15 protein-coding genes are annotated in these 15,071 nt (G+C 45.0%); 7 read left to right on the top strand and 8 right to left on the bottom strand.

All coding sequences use genetic code 11. The annotated features are described in order from the left end of the window. The first annotated feature begins 140 nt into the window (after window positions 1-140). The 4 genes from TW84_RS11845 (at window position 141) to groL (ending at window position 3,947) form a co-directional block, all read left to right on the top strand. Window positions 141-473 (top strand): DUF3135 domain-containing protein, encoded by a 333-nt coding sequence (locus TW84_RS11845; RefSeq protein WP_045975843.1) that lies wholly within the window; start codon window positions 141-143, stop codon window positions 471-473. Between the two features lie 120 nt (window positions 474-593). Further along, window positions 594-1,730 (top strand): LPS O-antigen chain length determinant protein WzzB, encoded by a 1,137-nt coding sequence (locus TW84_RS11840; protein ID WP_045975842.1) that lies wholly within the window; start codon window positions 594-596, stop codon window positions 1,728-1,730. Window positions 1,731-1,934: 204 nt separating this feature from the next. Continuing rightward, window positions 1,935-2,225, top strand: coding sequence for a co-chaperone GroES (locus TW84_RS11835; RefSeq protein WP_043009484.1), 291 nt, complete (start codon window positions 1,935-1,937; stop codon window positions 2,223-2,225). Between the two features lie 75 nt (window positions 2,226-2,300). Beyond that, the gene (gene groL / locus TW84_RS11830; RefSeq protein WP_038164233.1) at window positions 2,301-3,947 is read left to right on the top strand and encodes a chaperonin GroEL; all 1,647 of its coding nucleotides are present in this window, start codon (window positions 2,301-2,303) and stop codon (window positions 3,945-3,947) included. A gap of 161 nt (window positions 3,948-4,108) precedes the next feature. Here groL and TW84_RS11825 read toward each other — a convergent pair whose 3' ends face one another. Together TW84_RS11825 and TW84_RS25330 are read right to left on the bottom strand one after the other, a co-directional pair. Next, window positions 4,109-4,708, bottom strand: coding sequence for a numod4 motif family protein (locus TW84_RS11825; protein WP_045975841.1), 600 nt, complete (start codon window positions 4,706-4,708; stop codon window positions 4,109-4,111). A 252-nt stretch (window positions 4,709-4,960) separates the two neighbouring features. Then, window positions 4,961-5,107: a helix-turn-helix domain-containing protein gene (locus TW84_RS25330; RefSeq protein WP_162197122.1), complete on the bottom strand. Its 147-nt coding sequence runs from the start codon at window positions 5,105-5,107 to the stop codon at window positions 4,961-4,963. Between the two features lie 236 nt (window positions 5,108-5,343). On the opposite strand from TW84_RS25330, the gene TW84_RS11820 reads away from it, so the two are divergent. Then, the gene (locus TW84_RS11820; RefSeq protein ID WP_045975840.1) at window positions 5,344-5,883 is read left to right on the top strand and encodes a recombinase family protein; all 540 of its coding nucleotides are present in this window, start codon (window positions 5,344-5,346) and stop codon (window positions 5,881-5,883) included. Between the two features lie 122 nt (window positions 5,884-6,005). After that, window positions 6,006-6,941: a hypothetical protein gene (locus TW84_RS11815; protein WP_045975839.1), complete on the top strand. Its 936-nt coding sequence runs from the start codon at window positions 6,006-6,008 to the stop codon at window positions 6,939-6,941. Between the two features lie 132 nt (window positions 6,942-7,073). Here the strand turns inward: TW84_RS11815 and TW84_RS25055 are convergent, their stop codons facing one another. From TW84_RS25055 to glpX, 3 genes are all read right to left on the bottom strand, one after another. After that, window positions 7,074-7,601, bottom strand: a complete 528-nt coding sequence (locus TW84_RS25055; protein WP_240478172.1) for a tyrosine-type recombinase/integrase — start codon at window positions 7,599-7,601, stop codon at window positions 7,074-7,076. Further along, a complete protein-coding gene (locus TW84_RS25050; protein ID WP_240478171.1) occupies window positions 7,598-8,326 on the bottom strand; it encodes a DUF6538 domain-containing protein in 729 nt (242 codons plus the stop codon). The genes TW84_RS25055 and TW84_RS25050 overlap by 4 nt, the downstream gene beginning before the upstream one ends. A gap of 219 nt (window positions 8,327-8,545) precedes the next feature. After that, the gene (gene glpX, locus TW84_RS11805; RefSeq protein WP_045975838.1) at window positions 8,546-9,553 is read right to left on the bottom strand and encodes a class II fructose-bisphosphatase; all 1,008 of its coding nucleotides are present in this window, start codon (window positions 9,551-9,553) and stop codon (window positions 8,546-8,548) included. A gap of 303 nt (window positions 9,554-9,856) precedes the next feature. On the opposite strand from glpX, the gene zapB reads away from it, so the two are divergent. Then, window positions 9,857-10,099 (top strand): cell division protein ZapB, encoded by a 243-nt coding sequence (gene zapB, locus TW84_RS11800; protein WP_045975837.1) that lies wholly within the window; start codon window positions 9,857-9,859, stop codon window positions 10,097-10,099. A gap of 73 nt (window positions 10,100-10,172) precedes the next feature. On the opposite strand, the gene metF is transcribed toward zapB, so the two are convergent. From metF to TW84_RS11785, 3 genes are all read right to left on the bottom strand, one after another. After that, window positions 10,173-11,063: a methylenetetrahydrofolate reductase gene (gene metF, locus TW84_RS11795; RefSeq protein WP_045975836.1), complete on the bottom strand. Its 891-nt coding sequence runs from the start codon at window positions 11,061-11,063 to the stop codon at window positions 10,173-10,175. A 213-nt stretch (window positions 11,064-11,276) separates the two neighbouring features. Beyond that, entirely contained in the window at window positions 11,277-13,688 is a 2,412-nt protein-coding gene (locus TW84_RS11790; protein WP_045975835.1) for a bifunctional aspartate kinase/homoserine dehydrogenase II, read from the bottom strand. Further along, a complete protein-coding gene (locus tag TW84_RS11785) occupies window positions 13,685-14,854 on the bottom strand; it encodes an O-succinylhomoserine (thiol)-lyase (protein ID WP_045975834.1) in 1,170 nt (389 codons plus the stop codon). Before TW84_RS11785 ends, TW84_RS11790 begins: the two co-directional genes overlap by 4 nt. Window positions 14,855-15,071: the final 217 nt, after the last annotated feature.

Below are 15,071 nucleotides of genomic sequence, written 5' to 3'. Positions count from 1 at the left end.
GGGATCATTAAACCACTACAAGATGATGTAAGGAGTTGTCTCATAATTGAGAAGTTTGGGTCGGTCTATTTCATTTCTCATATCCTTCACCTAAGCTCTTTTTATGGTGTTGATAAAACTATCACCACTAAGGAGCAATCATGAGTGCAACATTAATTAATCAAACCCTACCGACTTTTGACGAACTAATGGTTCTGGCACAAGATAATCCAGAAGCTTTTAATCGATTTAAACAAGAGATGTGCCAAGAAATGATCCAGTCTGCTTCTGAGGAAATGCGAGAGAGATTGTGGGCTCAGCAAAGTCACATTGATAGGGTTGTTGGCCAGTGCAAAAATCCTAACCACACTAATGTCGTACTAATGCGAGAGTTAGTGAGCCAAGTAGGAAAATTTCACGAAGCGCTAGAGGGTGACATACGAGATAAAAACAACCAAGATGCTGAAGTAATTCTTCTAGAGCAATGGCGGTGAATCGTAATCAATTGTATAAGCCAAGCTGAAGCTCTGTTCACTATATACTCGCTATGTTACACTTCCGCGCTGAATAGAAATACAAAATGTTAAGGCTTTATCGCCTTAAAAGGATCACGTGTGAGCGGGCAAATTCAACAATCACCAAACGAGCAACAATACTCACCTCAGTTACCTAATGCTTTCCCACCTAGTCATGAAGTAGACCTTCGAGAGCTATTACAAGCTCTCTGGGCTGGAAAACCATTAATAATCGCCACGACGTTAGTTTTTACTGTTGTGGCTGTACTTTTTGCAATGACTTCTCAAGAGTGGTGGTCATCGAAAGCTACGATTTCTCAACCTCAAGCGCAAGATATGGCTGCATACAGGCAGCAAGTGAAGCAATTCCAGCCGGTTTTTGATATTTATCAGGATGACGGCACGGTTTTAGTGAGTCAAGAACTTGATAACTTGACTGACACAAAAGTCTTGTTTAATCGATTTGTCGATGCTTTTAACTCAAGTAGCAACAAACGTCTTTTTTTGGATTCCAGCGAAGCATTTCAAGAGTTTAAACAGCAAACCAGTAGTTCACTAAGTGATGAACAGCTAACGGAAGCTAGGCGTGCAATTTACTCTGGATGGTTTAGCAGAATTTCAGCGAAGGCTGAAAATCCGAAAAATGAGCTAACGCCTTATGACATAAGCTTTCAGTCGACGACAAGCGAAAGTAGCTATTTGTTACTGATTAACTATATCAAAACTATCAAGGTTAAGGCACATCAAGATGCGCTAAACAATTTAGAGGCGATGGTTTCTGCTAAGAAAGATGAGTTAATCCAACAGAAGCGTATACTTGAAACTCAAGCGAAAAATCGTCTATTGGTTGAAGCTGATAAGGCACGTTATGCGCTTAGTATCGCGAAAGCAGCAGGTGTGGCGTCCCCGATTCAAACCAATGGTAGTCAAGAGCTGTTTGGGATTGATATGGGCTCCAAAGCACTTGCAGCTAAAATTGAAGCCTTGAATTCCGTCAAAAACTTAAGCGTAGTCGAGCCTCGCCTTCAACAGATAAATGCTAAGCTTCAAATGCTAAATACTCTCAAAGTGGATCGAAGTGTAGACTTTCAGACTTTCCGCTTTTTAGATAATGTTGAACAGCCAATAACACGGGATAAGCCTAAACGTGCTTTGATAGTTATTTTGGGTGCTTTACTTGGTGGAATATGTGGTATAGCCGTCGTTCTGATTCGCTTCGGCTTCCGCAGACATTAACAAGATATCACCTCCCTTCTTGCAGCCGGATGCACTTCAAATTGCATCCGGCTTTTTTGTTTAGCCTAGCATCTAAGAACCAGATCACACAAAAACTTTCTCTTTGCCCTTGGGTTTCTTCTCTTTGTGCCTCATATAGACAGCATTGGGCTGTTATAGCCATTCATCATGTCAAATATGGAAACTAATCAGGAGAGACGACCGATGAACATTCGTCCATTACACGACCGAGTTATCGTAGAACGCCAAGAAGTTGAGTCTAAATCAGCAGGTGGCATTGTTCTGACTGGTTCTGCTGCAGAGAAATCTACTCGCGGCGTAATTCTAGCTGTAGGTAAAGGCCGCATTCTAGAAAATGGCACTGTGATGCCACTGGACGTGAAAGTCGGTGACACGGTTATCTTCGCTGAAGGTTACGGTACTAAAACTGAAAAAATCGACGGTAAAGAAGTGCTAGTGATGTCTGAAAATGACATCATGGCAATCGTTGAATAATAGCAATCATTGAGTAATTTTTTGCTCAAGTTCAGCTGAAAATCAAAACAAAGAATTTAGAAAAGGAAACTAAAGATGGCTGCTAAAGACGTTAAATTTGGTAACGACGCACGCGTAAAAATGCTAGAGGGTGTCAACGTTCTAGCTGACGCAGTAAAAGTAACACTTGGTCCTAAAGGCCGTAACGTGGTTCTAGACAAATCTTTCGGTGCACCAACGATTACTAAAGATGGTGTATCTGTTGCGCGTGAAATCGAACTGGAAGACAAGTTCCAAAACATGGGCGCGCAAATGGTTAAAGAAGTCGCGTCTCAAGCAAACGATGCAGCGGGTGACGGTACAACAACGGCAACTGTACTTGCTCAAGCTATTGTAAATGAAGGCTTAAAAGCGGTTGCAGCTGGCATGAACCCAATGGATCTTAAGCGTGGTATCGACAAAGCGGTTGTTGCTGCTGTTGAAGAGTTAAAAGCGCTTTCAGTTCCATGTGAAGACACTAAAGCGATTGCTCAGGTAGGTACTATCTCTGCGAACTCTGATTCAAGTGTCGGTAATATCATTGCTGAAGCGATGGAAAAAGTTGGCCGTGATGGCGTTATCACTGTTGAAGAAGGTCAGGCTCTACAAGACGAGCTAGACGTGGTTGAAGGTATGCAGTTCGACCGTGGTTATCTATCGCCTTACTTCATCAACAACCAAGAAGCAGGTTCTGTTGATCTAGAGAATCCTTTCATTCTTCTGATCGATAAGAAAGTATCAAACATCCGCGAACTTCTTCCTACTCTAGAAGCAGTAGCAAAGGCGTCTCGCCCTCTATTAATTATCGCAGAAGATGTTGAAGGCGAAGCATTAGCAACACTAGTTGTGAACAATATGCGTGGCATTGTGAAAGTAGCGGCGGTTAAAGCACCTGGTTTCGGTGATCGTCGTAAAGCCATGCTTCAAGACATCGCTATCCTAACGGGTGGTACAGTGATTTCTGAAGAAGTAGGTCTAGAGCTAGAGAAAGTGGTTCTAGAAGACCTAGGTCAAGCGAAACGTGTTGCTATCACTAAAGAAAATACAACGATCATCGATGGTATCGGTGAAGAAGCAATGATCTCTGGTCGTGTTGCTCAAATTCGTCAACAAATCGAAGAAGCGACTTCAGACTACGACAAAGAGAAGCTACAAGAGCGCGTTGCTAAACTAGCAGGCGGTGTTGCAGTCATCAAAGTTGGCGCTGCGACTGAAGTTGAAATGAAAGAGAAGAAAGATCGCGTAGAAGACGCTCTACACGCGACTCGCGCTGCAGTTGAAGAAGGCGTAGTAGCTGGTGGTGGTGTCGCACTAATCCGCGCAGCTTCTAAGATCACTGAACTTCAAGGTGATAACGAAGAGCAAAACGTTGGTATCCGCGTTGCTCTACGTGCAATGGAAGCGCCTATCCGTCAAATCACTACAAACGCAGGCGACGAAGAGTCTGTGGTTGCGAACAACGTGAAAGGTGGCGAAGGTTCTTATGGTTACAACGCGGCTACAGGTGAGTACGGCGACATGCTTGAAATGGGTATCCTAGACCCAACAAAAGTAACTCGTTCTGCACTTCAGTTCGCGGCATCAGTGGCTGGCCTAATGATCACAACAGAAGCGATGGTTACGGATCTACCTCAGAAAGATGCACCTGCAATGCCTGATATGGGCGGCATGGGTGGTATGGGTGGCATGGGTGGTATGATGTAAGCCATTCACACCAATTTAAGTCATTAATAAACAACGACTTAAAAATACGTGTAGACGCCAATGTAGACACTAAGGGATGCCAGTTTGAAGACTCTGGCATCCCTTTTTTAATGGCAATTCCATCCTTTCTCTTGTAATAGCAGCCCTGAGAGCCATTGCGCCTATTGAGTTTCATCAAACAGGTAGTTCTCTGATTCATTGGCTCGTTCGGGAGACTCGAAGTTCCAGTCAATAAAGCTATACGTATGTAGTTCCTCTCCTGAATAGCTGTGAAAGTATGCATCTAGCATCAGCTCATCTCTAGCTTGCGCAGCCTCAGAAGCTGAATCGTACCTGCCATGCTTCTTACCCTCACCATCAAAGGCTTGATACCATCCCCATTTGTTTTTGTGGATACCACTGAACCCTTTGAGCTTTGGTGTCTTCTTGGCTAGATTGTTTTGCCTAGTTGTGCAGCGGCGTAAATTCCCACGGATGTTATTAAGTGGATTGGCATCAACATGGTCAACTTCTTGCTCGTCGTCAGGGTTCATCAGTAAGCGGTGAAGGTATGCGCCATTTTTGTTACTGCGAGCTACGTATTTACCATCCTTACGTTTGTGGGCGTAGAAGCTGTGCTCTTCTAAAATCTGTATATCACACAAACTGATAGTCGTAGTTTGTTTCTTGCCTAAGCCAACTTTGGCAACAATATGATTGCCAATGTCTGTTATTTGGATGTTTTTCTTATGGCAACCATAGCCATTCTTCAGTCGAGTCATGATTAAGTCCTTTAAATCAATAGGTTACATTTGAATTTGAAAAAGTTACAAAATGTAGCAAGACAAAATGTTATAAAACAATAAGTTAACTCGGTTTGTAACATTGCTACATTGGAACATCTGATTATTAATACCCACACATATATAGAGATATAGAAAGCTAGAGTGGGGTAATTAGTGATGATTGGTGAAAATGTCTAGTCATCCACTGACATTTTTAGGTCTCTGTCAGGGACAATTCGTATATTTGGGTCATTTTAGCCCTTCGCTTCTGAGCACTTTGCTTACAGTGTTACGGTGGCAACCTACTCTGGTAGCAATGGCTTGGTGGGTGAGGTTGGCATCTCTCAGCCTAATTATTTTTTCTCGTTTGGTGCGAGTGATTCGGTTAGTTAGCATATTTGCCTCCACGTCTGGTGATTCATACCTAGATTTTAAGTTAATAGCACTCAAACGAACGAAAATGCACATGTCGGCACATGCCTGTCAATATGTAACTATATGATTGTTATAAGTAAGTTGATGAAATCTTACGGAGGAATAATCATGAAAATATCGTTGAAAGTCATTCTTACCTTACTTATTACAATCTTATCTCTGATTCTTGAAATGAATCAGGATGAGGAGGTGTGAGTATGGCTAATGTAGGTTACGCTCGAGTGAGTACTGCTGGGCAGAGTCTAGAGTCTCAACTAGAGGCTCTGAGAGCTTGTGACAAGGTTTTCCAAGAAAAAGAGTCTGGGGCTAAGGTCGAGCGCCCTCAGCTTGTCATAATGCTTGATTACGAGCGGGATGGAGACACTATAACAGTGACCAAACTTTGTCGCTTGGCTAGAAATACAAAGCACCTCCTCGAGATTGTTGAGTATCTTGACCAGAGAGGCGTATCGCTGGTGGTACTAAACCTTGGTATTGATACGAAATCACCAACGGGACGACTGATGCTTACGATGATAGGTGCGGTTGCGATTTTTGAGCGTCAGCTATTACTTGAAAGACAAGCTGATGGGATTGCTGTCGCTAAACAAAAGGGTGTCTACACAGGGAGAAAGCCGACAGCAAGAGGCAAAAAGAAAGAAGTACTTGAACTCGCTAATTTAGGTAAGAGTAAAGCTGATATAGCTCGCAGCTTGAATATCAGCCTTTCAAGCGTTTATCGTATTCTTCAAAGTTAACTCAAAAATTAGAAGGCAAGGTGTACACCTGCTTTCTAATAACTTTATCAAAAACAACCACATATTGAGCAGTGTTAACCTAAGGAGTATATTGGATTCAGTATAACTTCTTTGGGTGCTGCATGAGTCATAAGATAGTAAAGGATGATGGTAGGGATTTTATTTTCCCTGTGTTCAAGTTTCAGAAAGAAGAACATGCTTCTAGTATGTGGCGAGATGGTAATATGTATCTTTCTAATCCTAGAGCATTCAGAAAAGGAGCCTTTGGGGGGTTAATTGATGATGATAGAGAAGGGCAAGTAAAGCTCTATTATCCATCGGATGAGAGTTCATGCTTCGATATAACCCACTCAAACGAGCATATTTCACTTGATGATGTATTCATATACTGTGGTTCTTCAGATTTCTTTTCTGATACTTTGAGATGGGCTATGTCAGATGGTAAAGAGACCTGTGTGTTAATCACAGATGTTGATGAAGTTGCGAAAATCGTTGCTTCAGAGGTGTCTGGGCTTGAATACATTGGGACTCAGCACTGTTTATATTCAGGAAGAGATATTGGGATGATGGACTTTTTTAGTCCAATCCGTCGAGAGCTCTCTCAAAACCCCTCACTTGCGGGTTGGATAAAACCAAGGAAGCACGCTCCTCAAAAAGAAGTCCGCATGATGTGGAAAGCAAGCCCGTTATTAGCCAACGAAGACCATATAAGCAGAAACGTCGATGTTCAACGCTACATGATACCGGTGATTTTTTCTGGTATTGAAGCGTTACTTGAGGATAGCTCTCAAGTACAGACCGTTGGTGCCAGAGTTGTTACCGTCGATGGGTGTAATGATGCTTGGTTCGATATTCAGTATCCGCTTGAAACTTTTAGTCCTGTAATACATAAGTCAAACGGAGAATATCTGCTTGGTTTCTTATCTCCCTCTCGAAGTGTTTCAGGAGGACGCTTTCATGGTGGCATGATAGGAATGGCTATTACTCAAATAGGCACAATTGGCTGCAACGTGAGATTGCAAGATGTTGTAAGAATAGAATACAGAGTTAATAACTAATCGCTTATTGTACCATTTTCTCTAATGGCTATACCCTTGTGACAAACGGAAAACCCACCCCAGAGCATGTCTTTAGGGTGGGTTTTGTTATTTTGGCAAGTATTTTCCTCAGGGTAGACCCTATTGATAGAGCTACCAGACAAGATGTGAAACTCCTTGGTCATAAGCCTCTTTGAGCTGTGGGAGGGTGTAGCCTCTTGAGTAGTAGAGATAGGTCATCGTTTTTCCTCGCTTATGACCAACAATTGCAGCTGCTTTTAATTCATCTACACCAGCTTGCTCCATCGCAGTGGAAAACATCACTCTGAATGAGTGGAAGCACTTTGCGGGGTTGTTGGGGATACGAGCTGTTTTTATTCGAGAAAACCATCGGCTCATATCTGACGGGTTTTCGAAGCCAAGTAATAGGTCATTATCTTCTTTCGTGTCAGCTAGCGCTCTAACTGTTTCTGCCAGTTCATCAGTTAAAGGAACTAAGCGCTCGGCAGCATCCGTTTTGCCTGTTTCAATAAAGATTGCCGTTATGCCATCTTCAGTAATTATGTTTTTTACTTTTAGGTTGCAGAGTTCCGATATACGGCAGCCTGTGAACACCCCCAACTCAACCAACAAGCGCTTATTTGGCTCCTCGGTGGCTACGTTTTCTTTAATCCAAGTCATTTCATCTGCTGTGAATGGTTGTTTTTTCTCGACCTTATCACCAGTGGCATAGATATTTTTTCGAAAGGGCTTCTAGTCGCGACTTCTCCAAGAGAATCAGCATAGTTCCAGATAGAGCGTAAGCGACTAAGGCTTCCTTGAACGGTTGTCTTTTTGTACTTGGTTTGAAGGTGCTCTATGTACTCATTAACCTGTTGCTTAGTGATGTCTTCGAGTTGGATATCGTAAAGTCCAATGTATTTTAAGAACTTGTCTGTGGCTTGTTTGACTTTGTGAATGGTATCTTTCGTCTTGCTGGCGTGAAACTTCTTCACCCAGTTATTTAATGCTTCCTTCAACGTGATGCGATATCTTGAACGATGGTCTTTTCTACCGTTAACCGTTGTGTATGCGTGAATAAAAACTTCATCATTCTCACGCTGTATTTTGTCTAGGTCGTAGTGCTCATCCCAAGACGCAGGGAAACGCTCCTTGTCCTCGCTCATTGTCTTAATGAGTTCAAGGAAGCGGTGTCTATCTGCATTGGGGGCATTAAATCGTCTTTCTTCAAGCTTGCCATTGAGGATGTCTCTTTTGCGCCTAGCTTCCCTGATATCACCTGTTCCAAGGCTCTCTGATACCGTGGTTTGTCCGCCAAATTGCTCTAGGAGAGATTTTGGAATGCGTCTTTGATACCACCAGACGTTGCCTCGTAGCTTCAAGTGTTTTGTGTCAGAAGATGCCATGTAGCCAACTTTGTAGTCATTAATGTAGACAATTATGATGCCACAAAGCTAGATATACCGCCACTCATAGGGTTTAAGTGCGATTTGGGCGGCATGATGTAATCATCCCTAGCTACTTAGCCAAATAAAGCGGAGCCGTTAGGCTCCGTTTTCGTATCTAATGGGCTGTGTTTACAGGGTCAGAAGGTTAGCTCCCCCTTCCAGCAACGCCACTAGGTGCTAGAGAATGATCTCTCTTACTTCAGCGTCTTTGCGCTCAAGATAGTGAGTGGACTTAATTCGACGAATGGTACGGCAACGACCACGGATAAGCAGTGTTTCTGTGGTCGCAATGTTACCTTGGCGAGTGATGCCATCGAGAAGATCACCTTTAGTAATTCCCGTTGCTGAGAAGACCACATTATCGCTCTTGGCCATCTCTTCCATCGTGAGTACTGTATTCGCTTCTACGCCCATTTCTTTACAGCGTTTTAGCTCTGCAGTCCCATAAATTCGGTTTTCTTCCGTATCGCCTTTGACCTCATGACGGGGCAGTAAACGGCCATGCATTTCACCATCCAGAGCGCGGATCACTGCAGCAGACACCACCCCTTCAGGTGCGCCGCCAATGCAGTACATCGCATCAACTTCGCTGTCAGGCATACATGTTAGAATCGAAGCGGCCACATCGCCATCTGGAACAGCAAAAACACGTACCCCCATTCCCTGCATCTCTGTTATCACTTGGTCATGGCGTGGCTTGGCTAGTGTAATGACGACTAGCGTATCTAGCGTTTTATTCAACGCTTGGGCGATGTTCTCTAGATTTTCTTTAAGTGGTTTGTTGAGGTCGATACAGCCTTTCGCGCAAGGGCCAACGACTAACTTTTCCATGTACATGTCAGGTGCTTTTAGGAAGCTGCCTTTCTCGCCTGCAGCGAGTACGGCTAACGCATTGGACTGCCCCATAGCCGTCATGCGCGTACCTTCAATTGGGTCGACAGCAATATCGACTGCATCCCCGCCGATTCCGACGTGTTCTCCAATATACAGCATAGGTGCATCGTCAATCTCGCCTTCACCAATCACAATTTCACCACTGATATCGGTCTTATTGAGCAAGGTTCGCATCACTTCAACAGCAGCGCCGTCAGCCGCATTTTTGTCACCACGTCCCAGCCATTTATAACCAGCCAATGCGGCGCCTTCTGTTACTCGGGAAAATGCCATTGCTAAATCGCGTTTCATAATGACTCCAAATCTAGAGAATAGGGGAATGAATTAAACGCGCAGGATTTTAGCATAGTTGCAAGTAAACGTTTGCCACTTTAGCCAAGCGAAATTGAACTCGATCAAAATCAGGGGGAAATCGATAAAAAATGTGCTCTCAGAGCTTCTCCGTCAGTGCATTGTCAATGTATGCTGATTTTTTGACCGAATGGTGCGAAATATAGAATATAGGGCGTGTTTATCACTCTCTGCCTGAGTAGAATGAGTACATTAGGTGGAGAAAGCTCTTCACAATAACCGGACAATACAAGGTAGGCTAAGATGTCTTTTGAAGTACTAGAAAAACTAGAAGCGAAAATCCAAACTGCAGTTGACACCATTGCGCTTCTACAAATGGAAGTGGAAGAGCTGAAAGAAGAAAAAGAGAAGCTGGCAGTAGAAGCAAATGAACTGCGCTCTAGCCGTGAAGAGATCGAACAAAAAGCGCAGCAGATGCAACAAGAACATTCAGCTTGGCAGGATCGTATTCGTAATCTGCTAGGTAAGATGGACGAAGTAGAGTAATCATAGTCTAATGATAAAAAGGGTAGCCATGGCTACCCTTTTTGCATTTTTAGAGGGGTCATTAGTGTTGAGATTACACCACAGGTCGCACGCCTAAGGTATGGCACAGCGCATAGGTCATTTCTGCACGGTTTAGTGTGTAGAAGTGGAAGTCTTTCACACCTTCTCGGCTCAGCACTCGAATCATATCGATGGCTTGGCTCGCACCAACTAGCTGACGTGTGGTTGGGTCATCATCCAAGCCTTCAAACTGTTTCGCCATCCAGTTTGGTACTTTAACGTTGTTCTGAGCGGCAAAGCGTGAGGCTTGCTTAAAGTTCGAAACAGGTAAAATACCCGGTACGATTTCAACGTCGATGCCTGCTGCAACACAGCGGTCACGGAAACGAAGATAGCTTTCAACGTCAAAGAAGAACTGAGTAATAGCGCGGCTTGCGCCTGCATCTACTTTACGTTTGAGGTTGAGTAGATCCGCCTGCGCACTTTTGGCTTCTGGGTGCACTTCTGGGAAAGCGGCAACGGAGATATCAAAATCGTGACGCTCTTTAAGCAGTTTCACCAGATCGGAGGCGTACATTTCAGGCTTACCGCCGCCCGGTGGGATGTCACCACGCAACGCGACGATGCTCTGAATACCGTTCGCCCAGTAATCATCAGCAATACGTGCTAGCTCTTCACGTGACGCGTCAATACACGTTAGGTGGGGAGCGGCAACTAGCCCTGTTTCAGCTTTAATTTCTTTAATGATGGAGTGTGTGCGGTCACGTTCACCTGAATTCGCACCGTAAGTGACAGAAACGAATTTAGGCTTTAGCGTTTTGAGGCGATGGACTGAGTTCCATAGGGTTTCTTCCATCTTTTCACTGCTGGGTGGAAAAAACTCAAATGACACATTGATGTTGTCAGAAAGTTCCGCAATATTCTGGTTTAAGGCATCTATATGGCCGGCGTGCGTATATCCCATCTTACTCTCTCCATGTGGCAACTGGACCACAAAACTCAAATCCTCAAATCGACGTTTAGACGTCTATATGTCCACAGAATGTATTGAATACGATTTAAAGTCAACAGTGCGATTATGAATTTTTTTCAAGTTAAATATTAGACGTTTTCAACTTGATAGGTAATGGTATGAATGAGAAAGAAAAAGCGCAGCTAAGGGCTGCGCTTTATTCAATTATAACAAGCTGGAAAGAAGATTGAGGTCTGACTGAATCGCCCCTGCGGTTACCTCTCGGCCTGCGCCGGGGCCGCGAATGACCAGTGGGTTATCCTTGTACCATTTGCTTTCGATGGCGAAGATGTTGTCACATGGCAGCAAGTTAGCCAGCGCATGCTCTTTGCTAAGCGCTTCAACGCCGACTGTTGCGGAACCATTTTTCTCCAGCCTTGCAACGTATCGCAGTATCTTGTCTTCGCATTGAGCTTTCTCTAAACGCTCGGCCAATAGTTCACTCAATAGCTGGCTTTTATCTAGGAAATCGTCTAACGATAGATCTGCAAGTTCAACAGGAACCAGACTTTCCACTTTAACCGCTTCAGGTTCCAGATCGAGCCCAGCTTCACGCGCTAAGATCACTAACTTACGCATTACATCAGAGCCATCCAGATCGCTGCGTGGGTCCGGTTCAGTCAAACCTTGCTGCCAAGCGAGATCGACTAGTTCCGCAAAAGGTACATTACCGTCATACTGCTGAAACAGCCAAGAAAGCGTGCCTGAGAAAATACCGGATAAAGCATGAATGTCATCGCCACTTTCCCGTAGGTCTTTCACCGTATGGTTGATCGGTAAGCCAGCTCCAACCGTTGCATTGTAAAGCCAATGGCGGTTTATCTTGGCAAATGCATCTTGCACTTGATGATAATAATCACTCGATGCGGAGCCAGCGACTTTGTTGGCTGAGATAAGGTGTAGACCTTGTTCTGCGATATCCAGGTAACGTTCGGCCAGTTGCTGGCTGGCCGTTACATCGAGCACAACGACGTCATCGTAGCCCTGAATCGCGCCAAGTTTTCTTACCCACTCATCGCCTTGATACTCAATGGCTTCTTCTTCGTAGTGGCCGCTTACGGTACTGGCATCAATCCCTTTAGGATTGAACCAGTAGTTTTGGCTGCCAACAACAGCAACCAATTCGAAGTTCATGCCGCGACGTTTTTCTAGCTCTGCTTTTTGCTCAGCGAACAGTTCAAGCCAGCTCGAACCAATATTACCTTTGCCACAAAGTGCAATGCCGACACGTTTCTGAGCTTGAAACAACTGGCTGTGAATTGACTTGACCAGAACAGAAGTCTCCGTACGACGCAGCACCGCGACTAAGCTTAATCCGGACTGAGATTCTGACACAAACTCCACCGGAGAAGACTTAAGCTTCTGGTAGAAGCCATAACAATGGTTTGCGCTTTTAGTGACGCCTGCGCCGACAGCTGCAATTAACGAATAGCCTTCTTTGAGCTTAATTTCAGCTTCTATTGCAGCATCTTGCAGGTACTCGAGAGCACCACCTGCAATCTCTGCGGTATACGCTAAACGCAGTGTTTGTTGATCTTCTTGTGCTTCATAGGTCAGTGGCTCAAGTTGAGCTCGCTTCAGACCGGTTAGGGTTTCTTGTTCAAGGCGGCTGAAATCGTGTCCAGAGGCAAAATTTAGTTGGATCAGCAGTACTTCTTTCAGCGACGAGATGATTTTCGCACCGCGACCTGAGGCCAATACACGTTCAATGCGTGTGGAGCCGTCCTCTGGTTCGTGGCTGCAACGTAGATGCAAGTCCATCGTACTTTGCGCGACTGGCTGAAGCGTACGGCTGTGCAGGACTGGCGCAGCAAGTCGGGCTAACTCACTGGCTTCATCAAGGCGAAGTAATGGCAGAAGGCATGCATCAGAGACTAAACGTGGGTCTGCGCTGTAGACACCTGCGACGTCACTCCATATGGTCACGCGTTTTACTTCGGCTAGCGCACCAATGACGGTGGCGGAGTAATCTGAACCATTACGACCAAGCAGAACGGTATGGCCTTGCTCATCTTGTGCCATAAAGCCCGTGATCACAACGCGATGATGGGCGTGTTGAGCGAGCACTTCCTTGAGCAGCGGATAGGAGGTACCTCGGTCGACTTCAGGTTGTGTACCTGCTTCGGCACGTAGGAAGGTTCTTGCATCTAGAGCAACGGCCTGTAGGTCATTTTGATTTAGTAATGCTGCCAGTAGTCGAGAAGACCAAACCTCTCCATGACCCAATACGGCTGCGCGGTCGGCAGTCTTTAAGGGAGCTGTTAGCTCACCCAGTATGGTGAATTCGTCGTTGAGTGTGGCAAGAAGCTGCTGTTGTATTTCACCTTGTAACAGGTCTTCTACTAGCTGGACCTGAAACTGGCGTAATGACTGCAATGCTTCGTGTGCGAGGCGGCCATCTTTGTTCAGTGAGTCTAAAAACTCAATCAAACGATTGGTGGTCTTGCCTGCCGCTGAGACGACAATTAAGTCTTCTTTATCAGAATACTCTTTGAGAATATTGACTACGCGGCGGTAGCAGTCTGGATCTGCGAGGCTACTACCGCCAAATTTATGCAATTGACGCTGCTGGTTCATGACAACGCCTCCTGAGTTTTACCGAATGCTTGTTCAAGATCGGCAATCAGGTCATCCGCATCTTCGAGGCCGACGGAAAGGCGGAGCAGTTGCTGTGAAACCCCAGCTTCTGCTAATGCCACTTCACCCATAGCTCGGTGTGTCATTGACGCTGGGTGGCAAATCAGGCTCTCCACGCCGCCAAGTGATTCGGCGAGTGAGAACAGTTCTAGCTCACCAACAAAGTGCTTGAGCTGCTCAAAGCTGCCTGCAAACTCAAAACTAAGCATAGAGCCGAATCCAGACTGTTGCTTTTTCGCAATCTCGTGACCAGGGTGTTCCGGCAAGCTAGGGTGATAGATGTTCCCCACCAGAGACTGAGACTGCAGGTAATTGAGGATTTGTGCCGAGCTTTCTTCATGCACTTTCATTCGTGCACCCAAGGTGCGAATACCGCGTAATGTCATATAGCTGTCGAATGGTGTACCAGTCGCACCGATGCAGTTGCCCCACCAAGCAAGATCTTCAGCATGCTGCTCAGTTTTGGTGATTACCACACCACCAATCACATCTGAATGGCCGTTAATGTATTTGGTTGTTGAGTGAATGACGAAGTCAGCCCCTAGCTCTAGAGGTTTTTGGAACACAGGAGTCAAAAAGGTATTGTCGACGCCAACCAATGCTCCAAATTGACGGGCTTTTTCACATACTGCGGCTATGTCGACGACTCGAACCAGAGGATTGGACGGTGTTTCTAACAGAATCAATTTAGGCTGCTTTGCAATGGCGTCGTCCAAGGCTTTTTGATCAGACTGATCGACAAACTGAACCTTGAAGTCACCTTTCTGAGCGCGGGTGTTAAACAAACGGTATGTACCACCGTAGCAATCGTGTGGCGCAATGATCAGGTCATCTGGGCCAAGAAATGCCGAGACCCACAGATTTAATGCTGAGGTTCCACAGTTGGTCACTACTGCGCCTCTACCAGACTCCAGTTCATAGAGTGCTTTTTCTAACAAACCACGGTTTGGGTTACCTGAGCGAGTATAGTCATATTTGGGCACTTCACCGAAGGCGGGAAATCCGTAGTTAGTCGAGAGGTAAATAGGTGGCACAACGGCATGATGCTGAGTGTCTGACTCGATACCAGTACGTACCGCGATTGTGGCTGGTTTACGGGCGCTCATAAGTGTTTCCTTTCGAACTGTAGTGACTTGACTGGAGACTACACTATACCTATTTGCCGGATGTTAGATATATGTTATTCCAATCGTATATCTCTTCACTTTACTTCTCATTTTTTGAGACGTCAACACTTCTAGACGTCTATATGTCTTTGCTTGTGGACATGAATCCCGCTAAAATTATGCTTTCTAACTTTATACATAATGAATCATAAAGGTG

This window comes from Vibrio neptunius, assembly GCF_000967495.1.
GTDB lineage: Bacteria > Pseudomonadota > Gammaproteobacteria > Enterobacterales > Vibrionaceae > Vibrio > Vibrio neptunius.
The sequence above is the reverse complement of the archived record's forward strand: the minus strand, read 5'-3'. Positions and strand labels throughout refer to the sequence as shown.

Excerpts from the sequence above, each read along its gene's own strand:
- TW84_RS25050 (WP_240478171.1), bottom strand. The coding sequence starts at position 8,326 with ATGGCATCTTCTGACACAAAACACTTGAAGCTACGAGGCAACGTCTGG.
- TW84_RS11815 (WP_045975839.1), top strand. The coding sequence starts at position 6,006 with ATGAGTCATAAGATAGTAAAGGATGATGGTAGGGATTTTATTTTCCCT.
- TW84_RS11820 (WP_045975840.1), top strand. The coding sequence starts at position 5,344 with ATGGCTAATGTAGGTTACGCTCGAGTGAGTACTGCTGGGCAGAGTCTA.
- glpX (WP_045975838.1), bottom strand. The coding sequence starts at position 9,553 with ATGAAACGCGATTTAGCAATGGCATTTTCCCGAGTAACAGAAGGCGCC.
- TW84_RS25055 (WP_240478172.1), bottom strand. The coding sequence starts at position 7,601 with ATGACTTGGATTAAAGAAAACGTAGCCACCGAGGAGCCAAATAAGCGC.
- TW84_RS11785 (WP_045975834.1), bottom strand. The coding sequence starts at position 14,854 with ATGAGCGCCCGTAAACCAGCCACAATCGCGGTACGTACTGGTATCGAG.
- TW84_RS11790 (WP_045975835.1), bottom strand. The coding sequence starts at position 13,688 with ATGAACCAGCAGCGTCAATTGCATAAATTTGGCGGTAGTAGCCTCGCA.
- TW84_RS11825 (WP_045975841.1), bottom strand. The coding sequence starts at position 4,708 with ATGACTCGACTGAAGAATGGCTATGGTTGCCATAAGAAAAACATCCAA.
- groL (WP_038164233.1), top strand. The coding sequence starts at position 2,301 with ATGGCTGCTAAAGACGTTAAATTTGGTAACGACGCACGCGTAAAAATG.
- metF (WP_045975836.1), bottom strand. The coding sequence starts at position 11,063 with ATGGGATATACGCACGCCGGCCATATAGATGCCTTAAACCAGAATATT.
- zapB (WP_045975837.1), top strand. The coding sequence starts at position 9,857 with ATGTCTTTTGAAGTACTAGAAAAACTAGAAGCGAAAATCCAAACTGCA.
- TW84_RS25330 (WP_162197122.1), bottom strand. The coding sequence starts at position 5,107 with ATGCTAACTAACCGAATCACTCGCACCAAACGAGAAAAAATAATTAGG.
- TW84_RS11845 (WP_045975843.1), top strand. The coding sequence starts at position 141 with ATGAGTGCAACATTAATTAATCAAACCCTACCGACTTTTGACGAACTA.
- TW84_RS11835 (WP_043009484.1), top strand. The coding sequence starts at position 1,935 with ATGAACATTCGTCCATTACACGACCGAGTTATCGTAGAACGCCAAGAA.